12 protein-coding genes are annotated in these 20,389 nt (G+C 46.0%); all 12 read left to right on the top strand.

The features are described from left to right. Nucleotides 1-30 precede the first annotated feature (30 nt). The 12 genes from porD (at nt 31) to P8X24_RS08080 (ending at nt 19,906) form a co-directional block, all read left to right on the top strand. Entirely contained in the window at nt 31-348 is a 318-nt protein-coding gene (gene porD, locus P8X24_RS08025) for a pyruvate synthase subunit PorD (RefSeq protein WP_372915180.1), read from the top strand. 14 nt (nt 349-362) lie between these two features. Next, nucleotides 363-1,550, top strand: a complete 1,188-nt coding sequence (gene porA / locus P8X24_RS08030; RefSeq protein WP_372915181.1) for a pyruvate synthase subunit PorA — start codon at nt 363-365, stop codon at nt 1,548-1,550. Between the two features lie 10 nt (nt 1,551-1,560). Further along, complete coding sequence (porB, locus tag P8X24_RS08035) at nt 1,561-2,556, top strand: pyruvate synthase subunit PorB (RefSeq protein WP_372915183.1); 996 nt, start codon at nt 1,561-1,563, stop codon at nt 2,554-2,556. A 33-nt stretch (nt 2,557-2,589) separates the two neighbouring features. Beyond that, nucleotides 2,590-3,363, top strand: a complete 774-nt coding sequence (locus tag P8X24_RS08040) for a hypothetical protein (protein ID WP_372915185.1) — start codon at nt 2,590-2,592, stop codon at nt 3,361-3,363. Next, nucleotides 3,360-5,873, top strand: a complete 2,514-nt coding sequence (locus P8X24_RS08045) for a CDC48 family AAA ATPase (RefSeq protein ID WP_372915187.1) — start codon at nt 3,360-3,362, stop codon at nt 5,871-5,873. Before P8X24_RS08040 ends, P8X24_RS08045 begins: the two co-directional genes overlap by 4 nt. Nucleotides 5,874-5,931: 58 nt before the next feature. Next, on the top strand, nt 5,932-7,539 hold the full coding sequence (locus P8X24_RS08050) for a chloride channel protein (RefSeq protein ID WP_372915189.1): 1,608 nt from the start codon (nt 5,932-5,934) through the stop codon (nt 7,537-7,539). A gap of 287 nt (nt 7,540-7,826) precedes the next feature. Then, entirely contained in the window at nt 7,827-8,618 is a 792-nt protein-coding gene (locus P8X24_RS08055; protein ID WP_372915191.1) for an integrase, read from the top strand. A 418-nt stretch (nt 8,619-9,036) separates the two neighbouring features. After that, nucleotides 9,037-12,339 (top strand): helicase-related protein, encoded by a 3,303-nt coding sequence (locus tag P8X24_RS08060; RefSeq protein WP_372915353.1) that lies wholly within the window; start codon nt 9,037-9,039, stop codon nt 12,337-12,339. A gap of 12 nt (nt 12,340-12,351) precedes the next feature. After that, on the top strand, nt 12,352-12,807 hold the full coding sequence (locus P8X24_RS08065) for a hypothetical protein (protein ID WP_372915193.1): 456 nt from the start codon (nt 12,352-12,354) through the stop codon (nt 12,805-12,807). Nucleotides 12,808-12,811: 4 nt separating this feature from the next. Further along, the gene (locus P8X24_RS08070) at nt 12,812-15,574 is read left to right on the top strand and encodes a DUF1156 domain-containing protein (protein ID WP_372915195.1); all 2,763 of its coding nucleotides are present in this window, start codon (nt 12,812-12,814) and stop codon (nt 15,572-15,574) included. 542 nt (nt 15,575-16,116) lie between these two features. Further along, nucleotides 16,117-17,181 carry a hypothetical protein gene (locus P8X24_RS08075; RefSeq protein WP_372915197.1) on the top strand — a complete coding sequence of 355 codons (1,065 nt, stop codon included), beginning with the start codon at nt 16,117-16,119 and terminating at the stop codon, nt 17,179-17,181. Between the two features lie 52 nt (nt 17,182-17,233). Next, nucleotides 17,234-19,906: an ATP-binding protein gene (locus P8X24_RS08080; protein WP_372915199.1), complete on the top strand. Its 2,673-nt coding sequence runs from the start codon at nt 17,234-17,236 to the stop codon at nt 19,904-19,906. Nucleotides 19,907-20,389: the final 483 nt, after the last annotated feature.

Raw genomic sequence — 20,389 nt, forward strand, 5'->3', positions numbered from 1 at the left:
TAAGTGGATAACTCATTTGAGGTGGTATGTATGGCTGAGAGCCCGTTTAAGGCGGATATTGAGAGAGCAGAAAAGGAATTAACAGAAAAAATGACTCCAGGAGCTATAGTGTACCTCCCAGGAAGTAGCGTAATTAACAAAACGGGTTCTTGGAGAGTCTTCAGGCCCGAGTTCAAGAAGGATAAGTGTGTTAGGTGCTTCTTGTGTTACATCTACTGTCCAGAGCCAGCAATCTACTTAGACGAAGAAGGCTACCCAGTTTTCGACTATGACTATTGTAAGGGTTGTGGGATTTGTGCAAATGAGTGCCCAACCAAGGCAATTGAGATGGTTAGGGAAGTTAAGTGAATGGGGTGGTGAAGATGCCAATTAGAACCGTTATGAAGGCAAATGAGGCTGCTGCTTGGGCTGCAAAGCTCGCTAAACCCAAGGTCATTGCGGCGTTCCCAATTACACCGTCAACCCTTGTTCCCGAGAAGATCAGCGAATTCGTAGCAAATGGTGAACTCGATGCGGAGTTTATAAAGGTTGAGAGCGAGCACTCAGCTATTTCAGCACTAGTAGGAGCTGCAGCTGCGGGAGTTAGGACATTCACGGCGACTGCATCTCAAGGTCTTGCCTTAATGCATGAGGTACTCTTCATAGCAGCTGGAATGAGGTTGCCGATTGTGATGGCAATTGGTAACAGGTCATTATCTGCCCCAATCAACATCTGGAACGATTGGCAAGATAGCGTTAGCCAGAGGGATACAGGATGGATGCAGTTCTACGCTGAGAACAACCAAGAGGCCCTAGACCTAATATTACTTGCGTACAAGGTTGCTGAAGATGAAAGAGTTCTATTACCAGCAATGGTTGGGTTTGATGCGTTCATCCTAACGCACACAGTTGAGCCGGTGGAGATACCAGATCAAGAAGTTGTCGATGAGTTCTTGGGAGAGTATGAGCCAAAGCACGCGTACGTTGATCCACACAGGCCCATAACCCAGGGAACGTTAGCTTTCCCAGCTCACTACATGGAAACCAGATACTTAGTGTGGGAGGCCATGGAGAGAGCAAAGAAGGTAATTGATGAAGCATTTGCAGAGTTCGAGAAGAAGTTCGGTAGGAAGTACCAGAAGATTGAGGAATATAAAACTGAGGATGCCGATATAATCTTTGTCACTATGGGGTCACTGGCTGGAACCCTCAAGGAATGGGTTGACAAGAAGAGGGAAGAGGGATACAAGGTTGGGGCAGCAAAGATAACAGTCTATAGGCCGTTCCCAGTTGAAGAGATAAGAGAGCTTGCAAAGAAGACTAAGATTCTCGCCTTCATCGAGAAGAATATAAGCATGGGTCTATATGGGGCAGTCTTTACAGATGCCTCAGCCGCCCTAATTAATGAGAGCGAGAAGCCGATACTCCTAGACTTCATAGCCGGACTCGGTGGAAGAGACGTGACATTTGACCAGCTTGATGAAGCATTGGGAATTGCTAAGAAGGCCCTTGAGGAGGGTAAGGTTGAGAAGCCAATAAGCTGGATTGGACTGAGGAAGGAGCTCTTGTGAGGTGATTAGAATGGCGGTTAGAAAGCCTCCCGTTACCACTCGTGAATATTGGGCTCCCGGTCACGCTGCCTGTGCTGGCTGTGGCTGTGCTATAGCTTTAAAGCTTGCAACTAAGGCATTTAGTGAAGCCATGGAAGAAAAATATGGAGATCCAAATGCATTCGCAATCGCCCAAGCAACTGGATGTATGGAGGTAGTTTCAGCAGTATTTCCATACACCGCTTGGAAAGTTCCCTGGGTTCACGTTGCATTTGAGAACGCTGCAGCTGCGGCAAGTGGAATTGAAGCAGCATGGAAAAAGAAGGGAATTAAGGGGAAGATTCTTGCCATAGGTGGTGATGGTGGTACAGCAGATATAGGCCTGCAAGCTCTCTCGGGAATGCTCGAAAGGTGGCACAATGTAGTATACTTGATGTACGATAATGAGGCTTACATGAACACGGGAATCCAGAGGTCAAGCTCAACCCCCTACGGAGCATGGACCACAACATCACCGCCAGGAAAATACTCAATTGGTGAGGACAAGCCAAAGAAGTGGGTTGCTCTCATTGCAGCTGCCCACCAAGTCCCATATGTTGCAACTGCTAGCATTGGTAACCCATTCGATTTCATAAAGAAAGTAAAGAAAGCTGCTAAGGTCGATGGCCCGGCATTCGTACAGGTTCACTGTACCTGCCCAACCGGTTGGAGAACACCACTCGAAAAGAGTGTTGAGATAGCAAGGCTGGCCATTGAGACTGGGATATGGCCACTCTTTGAGATCGAGTACGGGGACATATGGAACATTAAGATTCAGCCACCAGGAGGGGGAGCAAAGGTACACAAGGAGGGTGGAAGGGTAGTGAGGATAGAATTCAAGAAGCCAATCGAGGAATACCTTAAGCTCCAGGGAAGATTCAAGCACTTGTTCAAGAGACCTGAAGCCATTGAAGAGCTAAGGAATCAGATAAAGGCCATGTGGAAGGTACTTGGTGTTGAGGCAATTCTCCCCAAGCCTGAGGAGTGAGCTTTTTATTCTTTCTCTTTTACTTATCTAACGATGCGGGTAGCAATAATAACAACGGATGCGAGGGTATATTATATAGCTACTAAGGTATTAAGGGAGCATAAGATTCCATTTTACAGCTTAAGGATTGATGAAGAGATCCCCTTTGATGTGGAGATTGTATTGACTTCAGAAAAAGATTACAAAAAGATAAACTTTCCCACTAAAATAGTTGTTAGGGATGAGAATTTTATAGACGAGCTACTTTTGAAGCTAGAGGGGAAGAGAAGGTTTGAGTCCGTATACATTGCAATTGATCCCGGAGAAAGACCCGGAGTAAGCGTTGTAGCTGATAATAGGGTTCTTGAGGTTTATCACTTAAAAAGCCCCAAGGATGTTGATGTTATAGTTCAGCTACTTGAAAAATATCCTGGGGCAAAGATAAAAATCGGCCATGGTGCTAAGAGGCATAGAACGCTTATGCTAAAGACGCTTTCAAAAATCTTAGGTGATGATTATCGAGTAATCTTAGTCAACGAGAAAGGGACAACACCGAGGGTTGGAGGGATAGAAGCCTGGGCAATTCAGGACATTATTGCGTCAATAAATATAGGGTTAAGAGAGGGAAGGGAAGTTACAATAAGGGAACTCATCAAAGGGAATAATGTTACAAAGGGAGAAATAGAAAATATAAAAGCTCAAAGTAGAAGGCTAAGTGGAGGCAAAATCACTATCTCCTCGGAACTTGCGAGGGAAGTTGCGTTGGGTAATATTACGATAGAAGAAGCAATTGAGATTCAAAAGAAGAAAAGAGAGGTGGGAAAATGATACTTGGGAGAGGAGAGGAAAAGAAAGAGGAAATAAAGCTCAGAGTTGCTGAAGCTTTAAAGTGGGATGTGGGAAGGGGAATAGTTAGATTTGATAGAAAATATCAAAGAATGCTTGGTGTCCAAGCGGGAGATATCATAGAGATAGAAGGAGAAAGAGTTACAGCCGCAATAGTTGCAAACGCTCACCCAGATGATAGAGGCCTTGACATAATTAGGATGGATGGATATATAAGGAAGAATGCTGGGGTTAGCATAGGGGATTTTGTAACAGTCAGAAGAGCTCAAGTTAGAGAAGCTAAAAAAGTCATCTTAGCACCAGCACAAAGAGGTGTTATCCTCCAAATTCCTGGGGACATTATAAAGAACAACCTTTTGGGCAGACCAGTTGTAAAGGGAGATATAATAGTTGCGAGTGGCAGGGGTGAATTTTATTCAGGTACACCTTTTGATGAACTATTTAGAGGGTTCTTTGAAGCGATGTCCGTTGGCTTTGGTGAGCTTAAGTTCGTAGTCGTCAACACGATACCAAAGGGTATAGTCCAGATAACGTACAACACTGAGGTTGAAGTTCTCCCCCAAGCAGTTGAGGTTCGTGAAGAGAAAGTTCCAGAAGTTACCTATGAGGATATTGGCGGGCTCAAGGATGCAATAGAGAAGATTAGAGAAATGGTTGAGTTACCTCTTAAGCATCCTGAATTGTTTGAAAGGTTGGGAATTGAGCCTCCAAAGGGTGTTCTTCTCTATGGTCCCCCAGGGACGGGTAAGACTTTACTTGCTAAGGCTGTGGCTAATGAGGCGAACGCTTACTTCATTGCAATCAATGGGCCAGAGATAATGAGCAAGTACTATGGAGAGAGCGAGGAGAGATTAAGGGAAATATTCAAGGAGGCTGAGGAGAATGCTCCAGCAATAATATTCATAGACGAAATTGACGCAATAGCACCGAAGAGGGAGGAAGTTGTTGGGGAAGTGGAAAAGAGGGTTGTGTCTCAATTACTGACTTTGATGGATGGCCTTAAGTCAAGGGGCAAGGTCATAGTTATTGCAGCCACTAACAGGCCTGATGCTTTGGATCCTGCTCTTAGGAGGCCTGGAAGATTTGATAGGGAGATTGAGGTTGGCGTCCCAGACAAACAGGGCAGAAAAGAAATCCTACAAATCCACACAAGAGGAATGCCAATAGAACCAGACTTCGAGAAGGATGCAGTGTTGAAGGTTCTCAAAGAATTAGAAAAGGAGGAGAGATTTGATAAGGCCGTCATCTCCAAGCTTATGGAGGAAGTGAAAGAAGCGAGTAGCGATGAGGAGATAAAGGATATCCTAAAGAAAGAGGGGAAGATATACGTTGAAGTCAAGGGGAAACTTATTGACAAGTTACTTGACGAGCTTGCAGAGATAACCCACGGATTCGTTGGTGCTGACTTGGCGGCATTGGCTAGAGAAGCTGCAATGGTCGTTCTGAGGAGGCTGATCAAGGAGGGTAAGATAAATCCAGAGGCCGAAACAATTCCGAGAGAAGTTCTTGAAGAACTCAAGGTAACGAAGAGAGATTTCCTTGAAGCTCTAAAGATGGTTGAGCCTTCAGCGCTGAGGGAAGTGTTAATTGAAGTTCCAAACGTTCACTGGGACGACATAGGAGGCCTTGAAGAGGTAAAACAACAGCTTAGAGAAGCTGTGGAATGGCCACTCAAGTACCCAAAGGCCTTCAAAAAGTTGGGCATAACTCCTCCCAAGGGTATCCTCTTATATGGACCCCCAGGAACTGGTAAGACATTACTAGCTAAGGCAATAGCCACCGAGAGTCAGGCGAACTTCATAGCCATTAGGGGACCAGAAGTTCTCAGCAAGTGGGTTGGTGAGAGTGAGAAGAGAATAAGGGAAATATTTAGAAAGGCTAGACAGACCGCTCCTTCGATAATATTCATCGATGAAATTGACGCCATAGCTCCAGCAAGAGGAACCTCCGAGGGAGAGAAAGTCACAGATAGATTAATTAATCAGTTACTCACCGAAATGGATGGGATACAAGAAAACAGTGGGGTTGTTGTTATTGCTGCAACAAACAGACCGGATATACTTGACCCAGCTCTTTTGAGGCCAGGAAGGTTTGACAGGCTAATCCTGGTTCCAGCGCCCGACGAGAAGGCCAGGCTTGAGATATTCAAGGTGCACACGAGGAACATGCCACTAGCAAAAGATGTGGATCTTAGAGAGCTGGCTAAGAGAACAGAGGGTTACACAGGAGCTGACATAGCAGCTTTAGTGAGGGAAGCAGCGTTGAATGCATTAAAGAGAGCAGTTTCATCTCTACCAAGGGAATTAGTCGAAGAGGAAAGCGAAGAGTTCCTAAGTCAGCTTGTAGTTACGAGGAAAGATTTTGAGGAGGCGTTTAAGAAAGTCAAACCAAGCGTTACCAAGTACATGATTGAATATTATAAGCAGTTCGAGGAAAGCAGAAAGAGAATGAGCGGCGAAACCGTTAAGGAACCTGATTACTTCACTGGTTAATTTTAATATTCCATTTTTATGATGAAGGATTAATAACCTTGGGAACAATTTAACGACGATGGGATGGGCAAAGATAATATTTGCCTCTATAATTGCCGGAATTGGAGGTGGATTAGGAGCATTGCTTTTCAGGTTCTTAGTTACCGTTACAAGGAAGTTTTTCTTTGATATTCTATCCGCAAGGTTCGAGGTCTTTTTGATGCCAATAATAGGGGCTCTTCTGATATACCCAATAGTCAAGAACAATCCAAGGGTTAGGGGAACGGGAGTGCCCGAGGTTATAGAGAGCGTAATCTTCAGAAAAGGGGAAATAGGGGGAAAGTTCGCAATACTAAAAGTCATTGCAACTTCCATAACAATAGGTTCTGGAGGAAGCGCAGGCAGGGAAGGCCCAATAGGGTTCATAGGAGCATCAATAGCATCTTGGATTAGTAGGAGGCTTTCTCTCTCACCTCAGATAAAAAGACTCATAACAACATGTGGACTTGCCGCCGGAATATCTGGGACTTTTAATACCCCCCTTGCTGGAGCCATGTTCGCCCTTGAAGTTATCTACATGGGAGCGTTTTCCCTAAATTTAGTTCCAATATTTATCTCATCGATAATAGGGAATGCCATAACCTTGGCCTTTCTTGGGAGAGCCTTTGAAGTTGAAATACCTTCTGGGCTGTCTCACTCAATTTCCGAAGGCCTTTATTATGTCCTTATGGGGCTAATTACAGGGGTTTTGGCCCCGGCTTTTGCCAAAACCCTCTACAAGATTGGGGATGTCCTTGAAAGGATTCCCCTTCTACCAAGATTGATTATTGGTGCATTGGTTGTTGGAGTTCTTGGATCGCAACTAGAAGGCTATGGAATTTTTGGTGTTGGTTATGAAGGCCTTCAGCTTGCTTTACTTGGTAAATTAGGATTAAGAACCATGATAATTCTAGCAGTTGCAAAGGCCGTCGCAACGATTTTTACTATTGCCTCGGGCTTTAGCGGTGGTATCTTCGCTCCCAGCCTCTATATAGGGGCAATGCTCGGTGGAGCGTTTGCCATGTTGTTCAACTTAAATCCCCAGAGCTACTCCCTCATTGGAATGGCGGCATTTTTTAGTGCCCTAACCCAGGCGCCAATAACCCAAATTCTTATGGTGGCCGAGCTCACAGGGGAATACTCCCTTCTACCGGCGGTAATGATAGCTTCAACTGTCAGCTTTTTGACTGCGAGGCTCATATTCAAAGGATCTTCTATTTACACTCTCAAACTTGAGAAGAGAGGGCTAAGAATAAGAACTGGAAGGCCAATGATACTTGAAATGGTGAAGGTTGAGGAGATAATGTCTAGGGATGTTGTCTATTTAAGAGCTGGGTTTAAGAATGAGGAAGTAATTTCAAAAGCTATACAGACTTGTCATGACTGTTTTCCAGTTCTGGATGAGAGTGGCACAGTTATCGGCGTTATATGTGTCCAGGATGTTTTGAGGGGGACGAAAGAACCTTTGAGAGCATGTACAATTGAAAAAGATAAGAGTGCTAGGGATGCCCTTGAGATCTTAATGAAACAGAGAATTTTGCCAGTTGTTGATGAAACAGGGAAATTAGTTGGAGTTGTCACTAAGAGCGATATATATAAGGCCTATTATATGGCTGTTGAGGAGACATTCATAGAGGGTGAGCCGTGATGACCTGCTCTCGGTACACTTCCAAGCACGCGTTTTCAGGGATGCATATCTATCTAAAAAGTTCTTCTGAATAAAAATCTCCTTCAATTTTCTATCTTACCAAAAGACCATCGTTCTAATAATAGAGGAAAAATTGTTCTTGGTGGGCCCGCGGGGATTTGAACCCCGGACCTCCACCTTGTCAGGGTGGTTTAGAGGCAGAAGGGCCCGCCTTTTCCCAAACGGAGGTTGGAGAGGGATTTGAAACCAAAAAGCGGCTTGAATTCGGCGCTCTTATCTCACGACTCTTGAAGTTGCACGAGCCAGACAAACTTATCGAAGCATATGGTGATTGGCTCGTGCAAAACCAATACAGCAAGAAGCTTGTGAGACAATATGTGAGTGTTGTTCGCAAACTGCTCTCTCACGAGCTCGAGATTGATTCTCTCGACACTGACATAAAGATACGGGCCTTCAGGGCGTTCGTCAAGTTCGCCTTTGAGAGAAGATATATTCCCGAGCACGTCGCAAAGTATTGGTTGCTTACTATCAAAAAGGAGCAGAACCAAAGCGAGGGGCGGAGGCGGCTTGAGTTCTATTCGATTGATGAGCTGGTGAGGTTGCTTAGAAAGTCCAAGAAAGATGAGCGTCTATACTACCTTGTTAGATTATCTATAGAGAGTGGGCTGAGGCGCTCTGAACTTGTCCTTGCAGTCAAGATGATGATGAGAAGGCGGGTGAAAAAGTTCGATGAGTTTGTGCTCGTTGAGCTCAATAAAGACAACAGAACGAAGAAGGCATTTGTGTGTCTGTGCTCATCAGAGACTGCTAAGTTTTTCATGAATTCAAGTGCAAAGGTTACAGTTTACGTCCTTGAAAATTACGCGAAGAGGGCAAGAATAAGTTGGCAAAAACTCAGACGCTCTCATGCAATCTTTTTAGCACAACTGCATGTGCCTGAGAGTGTTATTGACTTCCTGCAGGGCAGAACTGCTCGAAGCGTGCTCGCAAAGCACTACTTGAACTTGCTCGCTCTCGCACTCAAGGAGTATCCTCGTTTTTTACAGTTTCTCGAACGTGAGATATATTCGAAGCTCTAACCCTCTCACCTCGCTTTTCTTCCTTGATTTGATGCTACTCAAGATGATTTGACATAGTTCCAAAATAAATAAGGAAGAAAAAAGAAGTATCAGCAACAGGAGAAGGTATATGGTATGGCATAAGCTGAGGGAACCCAAGCGATGCTCTAGCCCAACTACAAACCAATAAAAAGACATAAATCTCATGCAGATCGAGCTACTCACTCTGTCTTTGATGAGATCCCCATAACTCTTTGTTATAGACCTCAAGCGTTATAAGGAAGAAGGCTATTGGGAGTATACGGAGAGCAAAAGCGCAAGGAGAGAATAGGAAGACTAAGAGCACTCTTCCGATTCTTATAGTACCCTATATAAATTCTTCAAGCTATCTCAAAATCTTTTTATCTCACGAGATAGAAAATCTCTCCGGTTGGTAGGAATGAAAGAGATGATAAAACCCGGCTACATTCTCAAGAGCACAAAATGGAAAGAACCTATTCTTGTTGAAATGGTTCAGTATAATGAAAGAGCTCAAACATTCAAAATAGCTTGGAAAGGTCTTTTCAGTAGTCAACCTGGCATGTCACTCCTCACAAAAGAAGAACTCAAGAACATAGAGATTGTAGAAAATCCCCTCACATTCAAAGGAGATCCCGAAGCTGTAGCCCTTGCAATCGAAGCCAAGAGATATCAGTTTGCTTCACTCTACGATCCTATTTTAGCCGTTAGCGTTTCAAAGATAGTTCCACTCCCCTTCCAGATTGATGCAGTTTACAACTACATCCTCAAAAATCCCCAAATAAGATTCCTCCTTGCCGATGACCCTGGTGCAGGAAAGACAATTATGGCTGGACTCGTGATAAAAGAGCTCAAGCTCAGAGGACTCGCAGAAAGAATCCTCATCGTAGTCCCGGGGCATCTTATAGACCAATGGCGCAGGGAAATGAAGGAAAAGTTCGAAGAGGAATTTACGGTCGTTGGGAGAGAAATGTATAGGAACACGCCAGATATATGGAGGCGAGAAAAGCAAGTAATAGCATCAATCGACTTTCTCAAACAGGAAGACATAAGGAAGAGCCTTGAAACAGTGAGCTGGGATCTGGTAGTGGTTGATGAAGCTCACAAAATGGCTGCTTACCGATTCGGCAGGAAAATATATCGCACCAAGAGATACCGCGTCGGAGAAGTGCTCTCCCAAAATTCCACCCACATGCTCTTCCTCACAGCAACTCCTCACAAAGGAGATCCTGAGAACTTTCGCCTTCTCCTCGACCTCCTCCTACCGGGGCTCTTCAGCGATAAAGAAATACTCCTTGAAGCTATAAGAAAAAACGAGAACCCTATATTCCTTAGGCGTATGAAAGAAGATCTTGTAGACTTCGAAGGTCGGAGGATATTCAAGCCCAGGTACTCCCACACAGTCTCATTCAAACTCACGGACGAGGAGATGAAGGTCTATAACTATCTCTCCCTCTACATTCGCGACCAGTACACAATGCTGGAAGAAGGGAAGAAAAGAAGCATAGTCTTCCCCCTCGTCATACTTCAAAGGAGGTTTGCTTCAAGTACTTACGCCCTCCTTCAATCACTAAAGAGAAGAAAAGCTCGCTTGGAAGAATACCTGAGAACCGGGAAGATAGAAGAGGAACCGGCACAACTAACCTTTGAGGACCTGCTCGAACTTGAAGATGAAGAAGAAAGGAAACGTTGGAAAAAAGAGCGTGAAATGGAAGTTATGCTTATAACGAGGAAAAAAGAGAAGATAAGACGTGAAATCCAAACTTTGGAAGAACTCATTCGCATGACTGAAGACCTTATAGCGAGGGAACAGGAAACAAAACTCCGCAAGCTCAAGGAGACACTTGAAATCATACGGAAAGAGCACGGGGAGAACGAGAAAGTCCTGATATTCACCGAGTTCAAGGATACTCTCGATTACCTCGTAAACAAGCTCCAAGAATGGGGCTACACCGTGACCTCAATCCACGGTGAGATGTCGATGGAAGAGAGAATTCAGCGCGAAAAGGACTTCAGGACATGGGCCCAAGTCATGGTCGCTACAGAAGCCGCAGGAGAGGGGATAAATCTCCAGTTTTGCCACCTGCTCATAAACTACGACATACCCTGGAACCCAAACAGGCTTGAGCAGAGGATAGGAAGGGTGCACCGCTACGGGCAAAAGTATCCAGTACACATCTTCAACTTCGTCGCTGAGAACACGAGGGAAGGCATAGTCCTCAGGAGATTATTGCAGAAGATAGAGGAGATAAGAAGAGCCCTCGGAGACAAGGTCTACGACGTCATTGGCGAGCTCCTAGACGGGGAGAACCTCTACAAGGTGCTCGCAGAAGTAGCAGCCATGATGAGGGACCCAGAGAGCGTCCTGCAGGAGCAAGAAAAAGCCCTCCAAACAGATGAAGTTGTCAAGAGGGCAAAAGAGGTCCTCGGGGAAAGCCTCGCGACCAAACACATTGACCTCACTAAGGTAAAACACCTTCTCGAAAAGGCTGAAGAGAACAGGCTCTCACCAGAGTACCTTGAACTCTTCTTCGTGAAAGCCATGGCAAGACTCAACGCGAGGGTGAGGGAGAGAGAACCCCACGTGTACTCAGTAGATAGAGTGCCCCGCGTTCTCCGTGAGATAGCCGAAAGAGAAGGCTACGGAAAGGTAGAACGCTCGTACAAGGCAATAACCTTCGATAAGGAGCTATCGGAGAAGAGGGACGACGTTGAGTTCGTCTCCTTCGGGCATCCACTCTTTGAGGCCTTACTTTACTGGGTTCGCGAGAACTATCGCGAAGAACTCCTGAAGGGCTCGGTATTCTATGATCCAAGGAACAGACTACACGGCGTCATCTGGTTCTTTGAGGGAGAAGTGAAAGACGGATTCGGCTCGACGGCAGGAAAAACCCTCATAGCAGTGTACGACGACGGAGAGAAGTTCGAGACCATTGACCCAAAGATCATCTGGGACCTTGAGCCAGCGAGAGACTCCCCAGAGGTTGAGGTGGACTTCCAGCGCAGGGACGAAGCCATGCACTATGCCCATCAGGAATTGAGGAAGTACATGAAAAAACTCCTCGAAGAGAGAAAGAGACAAGCGGAGATAAAGGAAAAGTACGGCATCAAATCACTCAAGAAACTCATAGACGACCTCGATTACAAGCTGGCTGAATATGAGCTCCTCCCACCCGAGGAAAGGAAAAGATATACTCTTACAATACGCAACCTTGAAGAAAGGCTAAACAGATATAAGAAGGCACTCGAAGAACTCCCGGAAAGGATTCGGAGAGAAACAAGCCTTACAACCGAAGTGCCAACCTTTGTGGGTGCAGTCTACGTTCTGCCACGGGGAGATATGGGCGAAGACCCAAGCATAGAGGAGATAGGGATGCAGATAGCGATGGAATACGAGAGAAAACATGGAAGAGAGCCAAGGGACGTCTCGAAAGAGAACCTCGGTTACGATATCTACTCCGAGGGTAACGGTGAGAAGAGGTACATAGAAGTAAAGGCAAGGGCAAGACTTGGGGATGTGGAGCTTACATGGAACGAGTACGTAACCGCGAAGAGGCTGAAGGACAAGTACTGGCTTTACGTCGTCGCCTACGCCGCCGAAAGGCCGACGCTCTACATCATCCGTGATCCCGCTCACACCCTCAAAGTCGTGGAGAAGTACGAGATAAGGTTCAAAGTCCCGGTTGAGGAGTGGAGGAAGAAAGGGGAAAAGGTTGAGGTCTGAGGAGGCGGTAGAATGGAGACCAATGGAGCTGATAACTCGAAAACAGATCCTCAAATGATAGTTGAAGAGCTCAAGCTGATAGAGAGCAAAATACAGCAGTTTGACTCTCAGCTCCATAGTATTACTCAGTTTGGACTTCCATTATTGTTTACTATTGTGTCAGTTGCAATGCTCCTCTATGACAGAAATCAGATACTGGCAGGTCTTGTTCTCATACTGGGAGGCTGGATAATGGGTACCGTCGGATTTATCGCCAGGAAAAATGCCCGCTATCTACGTGCGATGGCAAGTCTTGCACTCAAGAGAGAGCGGGAATTGGGATTCGAGATTACATCAACCATCGTAGAGACAAGAAAAACCCAGTTCAATCACCTCGAAGATAAGGTATTCGACCCAAAATGGTATAGCATATTCAAGTTTATCCTGTTTATTGTCGGATTGTTGGTAATCGCAAGGGCTTGGAGGTGAAATTATGGAGGACAAGCGCTTTATCGAGGTGGCCTTTCCGGTCAAAGCGGTAAGTGAAGAATCCGTAAGGGAGAAGAACATAAGACATGGTCATATTTCGACTCTTCACATCTGGTGGGCGAGACGTCCCCTAGCAGCATCAAGAGCAACTAACTTTGCTGCTCTTATTCCAGCACCAAAGGACGAGCATGAAATTGAAAGAAAAAAGAAATTCATAGCAAAGCTCTCAAAATGGGAGAATTCACTAAACGAGGAAATAATAAAGAAGGCTAGAGAAGAAATTCTTGAATACTTCAAGCAAATACGTGACGACCCAAACCAGGAAAGGCCCCGCGTTCTCGATCCCTTTGCAGGCGGTGGTTCAATACCTCTTGAGGCACTCCGCCTAGGGTGTGAAACCTATGCCCTTGATTACAATCCAGTTGCCGTTCTCATCCTCAAGGCCGTCCTTGAGTACCCTCAGAAGTACGGGAAGAGAAAGAAGGGGGTACTTGAAGAGTGGCTCTCACCGGAGGAGAAGGGTAAGGGGTACGACCTCGTGAGGGACGTAAAGAGGTGGGGAGAGTGGGTTCTTGAAGAAGCTAAGAAAGAGCTTGAGCGCTTTTACCCCCAAGATGAGGACGGTTACATTCCTGTAGGATACATTTGGGCGAGAACGATAAAGTGCCAGAACCCCACGTGCGGTGCCGAGATTCCTCTAATGAGACAGTTCTGGCTGGTAAGGAAGGATAACAAGAAGGTAGCCCTGTATCCTTACGTTGAGGGCAACGAGGTCAAGTTCAAGATAGTTGGCGACGGCTACGAGCCTATGCCAGAGAATTTTGATCCCTCAAAGGGCACAGTCAAGGGCGCGAAGGTGACCTGTCCGGTCTGTGGCATGACCCACGACGCGAACACCGTGAGAAAGCTCTTCCGCGAGGGAAAGGCCGGGCAAAGAATGGTTGCCGTTATCCTCCACCATCCAGACAAGAGGGGTAAGATGTATCGCCTGCCAACGGAGAAGGACATCCAAGCCTACGAGGAGGCGAAGCACTATCTTGAGGAGAAAAGAGTAAAGCTTATGGAGAAGTGGGACATTGATCCAGTACCGGACGAACCCCTGCCTCCAAAGGGTACTCTGGGCTTCAGGGTTCAAAACTATGGTATGAAAATTTGGGGTGATCTTTTCAACGACCGACAGAAACTTGTTATGATAACTTTAGCAGAAAAAATAAAAAATGCTTATCAGAGAATGCTTGAAGAGGGTTATAATAAAGAGTACGCAAAAGCTATTGTTACATTTCTAGCACTTAGTGTAGATATGGTTGCAGCCTTCTCAAATACTCTCACGCGCTGGGAAAATACCTCTGAAGCTGTAAAACATTTGTTCTCAAGAAATGCTCTTCCTATGGTGTGGGACTATCCTGAGGTAAACCCATTTAGTAATTCGACTGGTAGTTTTAGAACTATCCTGCATCTATGTCTAAAAAGTGTTGAGCACTTTTCAGAGGTACAATCACCTAGAGTTCCTCAGGTTGGTCAGAATTCAGCAACTTCTCTCCCCTACCCTAATAACTACTTTGATGCTGTATTCACAGATCCCCCCTACTATGACAACGTGCCCTACTCTTATCTCAGCGACTTCTTCTATGTTTGGCTCAAGAGAACCATCGGAGACCTCTATCCAGAGCTGTTTCTGACACCACTAACTCCAAAGAGCAAGGAACTCGTTGCTTATACTCACGATAAGGATTGGAAAGCGGCAAAGAAACAGTTCGAAGAAGGCATGAGACAAGCCCTAAAGGAAATCCACCGCGTCCTCAAGCCGAACGGAATCCTCGTGCTCGTTTACGCCCATAAAACTACAGAGGGCTGGGAAACGCTCATAAACTCGCTCCTTGACTCTGGTCTCGTTCCCACAGCTTCCTGGCCAATCCATACAGAGATGGCGAACAGGCTCAGAGCGAAAGAATCTGCCGCTCTAGCTTCATCAATTTACATCGTCGCTCGCAAGATAGAAAAGCAGGGCGTTGGCTGGTTTGAGGAAATCAAGAGAGATCTAAGGAAGACTCTTGAGCAGAAGCTTGACGCCTTATGGAAGGAGGGCATAAGTGGTGCGGACTTCTTCATAGCTGCAATAGGCTCGGCCATCGAAGTCTTCGGCAAGTACGAGAAGATTCTTGACTATGAGGGCAACGAGATAAGGGGTGATCGCTTGCTCCAGCTCGTGAGAGACATAGTAACTGATTATGCTATAAGACAGGTTCTCCACGAGGACATCTCTTCAGAGCTATCACCACTCACGAAATTCTACGTGCTCTGGCGCTGGATGTACGGCGAGGCGAAGGTTCACTTTGACGAAGCAAGAAAGCTCGCAACTTCCGTTGGGCTCGACCTTGAAAAAGAGTGGAACAAGGGCTTTATCGTGAAGGAGAAGGAGTTCATTCGTGTTCTTGGCCCGCAGGACAGGAAGCTGAATGAGATAAAGGGTAATGATCTCATAGACGTTCTTCACAAGGTCTTACTCCTATGGCAGGCCAATAGGAAGAGGGAGATGGTAAGCTTGCTCGCTGAGACAGGCTGGGGCGAGAAGGACGTCTTCTACAAGGTGGCTCAAGTCATCAGCGAGGTTCTGCCGAAGGACAGCAAGGAGAAGAAGCTCCTCGATGGCTTCCTCGCTGGCAGGGAGCACATAAAGAGGGCCATTGAGAAAGGTGACTACTCGCTCTTCAACAGCGAGGAGAAGTCTGGAAAGCAGGAGACACTTGAGAAGTTCATAAGGAGGTGATTTTTGGCTCGTTACGGTCCTTCTCTCCAAATTTCATCTGGGAGGTAAACTACTCGAAGTTTTTTCTCCGGGTTCTCAGCTTTCACTTCCTCAAGGGTTTCTTAGCAGTTCTCGCGAAGTTTTTATCAATGGTGTACAGGGTGCATAGCTCGTCAGACTTGCTTGACAACATAACTACCTCGCTGAAGATGAGGGCATCGTAGTCGTCCTTGAATCTATTCCTTACCTCCTATTGCAGATTCAAGCTCCTCTCGTAACTTTATAGCCTTATGGACACTACCGAACTTGTATATCTTCGCCACCTGCTCGATTATAAAGTCATTATTATCTTCTAGAGGGATTGTCTCATGAGTATTCAATGAGTTCTCTAGCTTTGAAGAAATTCAGTAGTTGTTACCCCTACTCTGATATTGGGGTGGTTACTTATATCAGTCTTAGGACATATGCCTAACTCTAGGGGGTACACTTTTGAAGCAGACTACTTCTTGAAGCTATTTACAACAAGAGAAAAGCTTTTGTATTCCCGGATTTCTGTAACACAAATGGGTGACCGCCCTCTGAGGGGAACACTAGGTTTTGCAATTGTTGGGCTTATAGTGCCCATGATCCTCGCAGCGACTTGGCAGTGGGGACTCATTCAGCGCGAGGCAACATCCGAGGAGAAAGTTGCAATCCCGCTGAGCTTCTCAAATGATTCCAGCGTCTCAGTTCCAGCCCCAAGCATCTTTTCTGGCGAATCCGGAGAGCGGGTTCCTGCAACGTCAGAAGAAGCCGAACCACTCAACCTGAGCCAAGAAGAAGCACTCCAGCTAAAGGTAAGCCTCCAGAACTTTACCCAGAGCCTCTGGAGGAGCATCTCCAAGTACGGCTATGACAATGTCACCCTTGCTTTGGCGACATCCATCGCATCACTGCCCCTACTCCCCGAATGTGAGAACGTCTCCGGATACCGGAACCTCGCTACATACAACGAGGAAGTTTCAAACCTCACGGTGGCTCTCCATAAGTACAAGAACCTTGCAGAGGGGCTATCGAAGGATTATGGAATTGAACTGCCTTATTTAGATGACAGAGAAATCAAGAAGCTGAAAAACACTCTCAAACCTTCCCAAGTTGAGGATATGCTCATGGTCTGCTCGTTTGCCCGTGACTACAACAGACTCGTCAAGGCCGCACGGCGGGTAACTCCGGGAGATAAGGACACCTACTCAGCTTTCTACGAGAGGCTCTTCATAGTGGGGCTGGAGCTCATATTCATGAAGGAGAACGTTGCTTACAAGGTTTCGTACAAGCTCGTCGGCAATATCCTCTGGAAAACGCACCTTTTCCACGTGATTTACCGCTACGGGGGAAGCACGGCGCTCAAGGTCGTCATGAGCACTATGCACTGGGAGTTCCGGGGAGTCATAAACAAGTACTTTGAGGCCTTTGGAGACGATCCCGACAAGATAGAGGCCTTGATTTCAAATATCGACAATCCTGGCTGGATTTACGAACAGGTAAGCTCGCTGGGGGAGCTTCTCAAGAATAAGACCACAGAACTCATCGGAAATAAAACAGACATTGTTGATAAGCTCAAAGGACTCATTGGATCAAGTAATGGGTAGGTAACCGGAAAACTCAAAATACCCAAAGTTATACATAGCTCTTGGTGAGTCTATGGCGTTGAAGCCATTTTACCAGATTGCCATACCTCATGATGATATAAGAGAGGGGAGATTTACGCTTGATACCTTTGCGGCTGATCTGTGGAGCGTTTATCAGAATAAGGGACCAGAGGAGTACAGGAATCCCAAACTTTTCTGGGAGAGGACATATATAACAAAAGGCCTTAGCCAGCTCCTTGAAATCGCCAAAAGGAGATTACTTGAGGGAGTTGGTGATGCCATTATTCAACTCCAGACCCCCTTTGGCGGAGGCAAGACGCACTCGCTCATAGCCCTTTACCACAAGGCACGCGAGTGGAACGTCAAGGTTGTTGTTCTTGATGGGACTGCTTTTGATGCCAAGGAGGACATTCTTTGGGAGGAGCTCGAGCGCCAGCTCACTGGAAAGGTCGAGCTACTAAAGGGTATGACATCTCCAGGCAAGAAGAAGCTCTCAAAGATTCTTGAGGAGAACGCCCCTGTGCTTATTCTCATAGATGAGCTCCTTGAGTACATGGTGAAGGCCGCTGGAGTAGGAACGGGAGCTGTAGACATAAAAGTCGGAGAAACTACCCTTGCCGACCAGACTTTGGCTTTCATCCACGAGCTCACGGAGGTCGTAAAAACCACAGATAGAGTCCTGCTTGTGATGACTCTTCCATCGAGCATTCTTGAGCACTATTCCGAGAAAGCTGAAGAGTACTTCCAAAAGCTCCAGAAGATAGCAGGTCGCTCCCACAAAGTCTTCACGCCTGTTCAGGAAGAGGAGGTTTATGATGTCATACGAACGAGACTTTTCAAGAGGATCGACGAGGCCGAGATGGAGGCCGTCGCGAAAGAGATTGTGGACTACCTTGAAAAGGAAAACCTTATCCCCGAAGGTCTCAATGCTTACCAGTACAGACAGAAGTTCTTGAGGAGCTATCCTTTCCAGCCGGAAGTCATTGACGTCCTGTATCAGAGATGGGGCAGTCTACCAAAGTTCCAGCGTACGAGGGGTGTTCTAAGGCTCCTCTCGATAGTCGTGCGCTCGCTTCTTGGCAAGGACGTACCTTTCATAAGGCTTTCCGACTTCGATTTGAGCTTCAAAATGCTGAGGGATGAGCTCATTGACATTGTTGGGGAAAGCCGATATTACTCTGTACTTGACGCGGACATTCTGTCCCCGAACTCGGGAGCAAAGAAAGTCGATAGAATGCTGGGGGAATCTTACGAGCACTACCGTATAGGAACGAGAGCTGCAACAGCCATTTTTATGTACTCTTTCTCAGGAGGAGAAGTGAATGGAGCAACCACGAAGGAAATCAAGCTTTCCTGTGCCGATTTGAGATATTCGAGCAGTATCGTGGGGGATGCTATTCTATACCTCAAAGACAACCTCCTGTACCTTCACTATCGCAATGGGCGTTACTTCTTCAGCCTTGAGCCGAACCTCAACAAGCTTGTAGTTGATGAGATGAACAACATCGGAGATGAAGAAATAAGGGAAGTTGAGTACGAACTGTTGAAAGGCCAGCTCAAAGGAAGATACTTCAAGAAGGTATATCTTTGGCCCTCAAAGCCTTCAGACGTTCCAGACAACGATCCGAGCTTGAAGCTCGTGGTTCTGAGGGAATACGATAAGGATAAGGTTCTTCAGATCCTCCAGTCATATGGAGAGGGTGAGAGGGTTCACAAGAATACACTCATTTTCCTCGTTCCGCGGGAAACAGAAAGAGCTACGTTCAATCGGTTCATAAGAAGATACCTAGCTTGGAAGGTCATTGAGGATAAGGCAAAGAAAGGTATTCTCAACCTGACGCCAGAGCAGAGAGAGGATGTAAAGGAGAACCTGAAGAGAGCGAGGGACGACATTCTCCAGAAGATCTCTGAACTGTACAGGCTTGTCCTCCTTCCAAAGTCCGGAGGTTACGAAGAGCTTGACCTCGGAATGAAGCCGGTAGGAGTAAAAAAGACTATCGAAGAACTCATCTATGAGAAGCTCAAAGAGGAGGGTAAACTCGTCGAGAAGATGGCCCCAGTGGTCATTGAGATGAAGTACCTAGATGGGAAGAAGTACATCCCAACGAAGGCACTCTACGAGAGCTTCCTCAAGACTCCGGGAATGCCACTCTTGAAGAGTGAGAGTGTGCTTATAGATGCGATAAGGCAAGGAGTTAGTGAGGGGCGCTTTGGATTGGGATATCTCATCGGAGAAGAGGTAACCTGCGAATACCTTGGTGAAAAACCCACGGTTACTCTTGACGAGAAAGAGGTCATCGTGAACAGGAAGTACTGCGAAGAGCTGAGGGCAAGAGCAAAGGCTGAAGCTGAAGCAGAAGCTGAAGCTCAGGCTATAACTCAAGAGGAAGCTACGGCTGAGAGCATAGCTGGAGCTCCCAGGGAAGAATGGAAGCCCTCTGCAGTCAGGGATAAGCAGGCTGTACTGGTACCACCAGAAACAAAGGGCAGAGAAGAAGTCGTAGGAAGCCAGGTGAAGTCTATTCACCTACATCTGACACTTGGTCCGGGAATTGGAGGCCTAAGGGATATCCTGAGGGCACTAAACTTGCTGAAGAACAAGTTTGAGAGGGTAACTATTGAGATAAGAGCAGAAAAAGGTAGCCTGAGTCAAACTGAGTATGAGAATCTACTTGAAACATTCAGACAGCTTGGAATTGAAGTAAAAGACCTCAATGAGGCGTGATCCGCTTTCTTTTTATTCGCCTATAAGTAGTTTGTGAGAGTTTGATTCATATCTTCTTGTTTGTGATTCACATGGCATGGCAATAGTATGGGACTACAGGTTCTTCGTTGACACATAACCCCTCCACTCTCCTAAACCCTTACTTGCCCGATCTAGACTTCTACTGCTTGGACAGACCCGCTTTAGTAAATTTTCGCAATTTATGATTCGGAAAAAATTCTAAGAGCTTATTTCTTCTTGAAAGACGAAATAAAATCGAGGCACGGGGGTAAATTTCTCTGCAAAAATTTCTCGGCTAAGTTTGGGGTGATGTAGTGTTATCATTTGAACCTTCTCTGGGCTCTTTTTCTGATGAAGGAAAATCCAATGAATATTCCAGTATATTCTTACTCAAATCTGGGTAAAGTTTTTTCCTCAGAAAAGAAGTCTAGGTCAAATTCAACGCTCACACTTGTGCGCTTCTATCCAAATCTGAGTAATCTA

It is taken from the genome of Pyrococcus kukulkanii (assembly GCF_041647995.1).
Classification (GTDB): domain Archaea; phylum Methanobacteriota_B; class Thermococci; order Thermococcales; family Thermococcaceae; genus Pyrococcus.

Bases quoted from the DNA above. Each gene is read 5' to 3' on its own strand.
- porD (WP_372915180.1), top strand. From the start codon at position 31: ATGGCTGAGAGCCCGTTTAAGGCGGATATTGAGAGAGCAGAAAAGGAA.
- porA (WP_372915181.1), top strand. From the start codon at position 363: ATGCCAATTAGAACCGTTATGAAGGCAAATGAGGCTGCTGCTTGGGCT.
- porB (WP_372915183.1), top strand. From the start codon at position 1,561: ATGGCGGTTAGAAAGCCTCCCGTTACCACTCGTGAATATTGGGCTCCC.
- P8X24_RS08040 (WP_372915185.1), top strand. From the start codon at position 2,590: ATGCGGGTAGCAATAATAACAACGGATGCGAGGGTATATTATATAGCT.
- P8X24_RS08045 (WP_372915187.1), top strand. From the start codon at position 3,360: ATGATACTTGGGAGAGGAGAGGAAAAGAAAGAGGAAATAAAGCTCAGA.
- P8X24_RS08050 (WP_372915189.1), top strand. From the start codon at position 5,932: ATGGGATGGGCAAAGATAATATTTGCCTCTATAATTGCCGGAATTGGA.
- P8X24_RS08060 (WP_372915353.1), top strand. From the start codon at position 9,037: ATGAAAGAGATGATAAAACCCGGCTACATTCTCAAGAGCACAAAATGG.
- P8X24_RS08065 (WP_372915193.1), top strand. From the start codon at position 12,352: ATGGAGACCAATGGAGCTGATAACTCGAAAACAGATCCTCAAATGATA.
- P8X24_RS08070 (WP_372915195.1), top strand. From the start codon at position 12,812: ATGGAGGACAAGCGCTTTATCGAGGTGGCCTTTCCGGTCAAAGCGGTA.
- P8X24_RS08075 (WP_372915197.1), top strand. From the start codon at position 16,117: ATGGGTGACCGCCCTCTGAGGGGAACACTAGGTTTTGCAATTGTTGGG.
- P8X24_RS08080 (WP_372915199.1), top strand. From the start codon at position 17,234: ATGGCGTTGAAGCCATTTTACCAGATTGCCATACCTCATGATGATATA.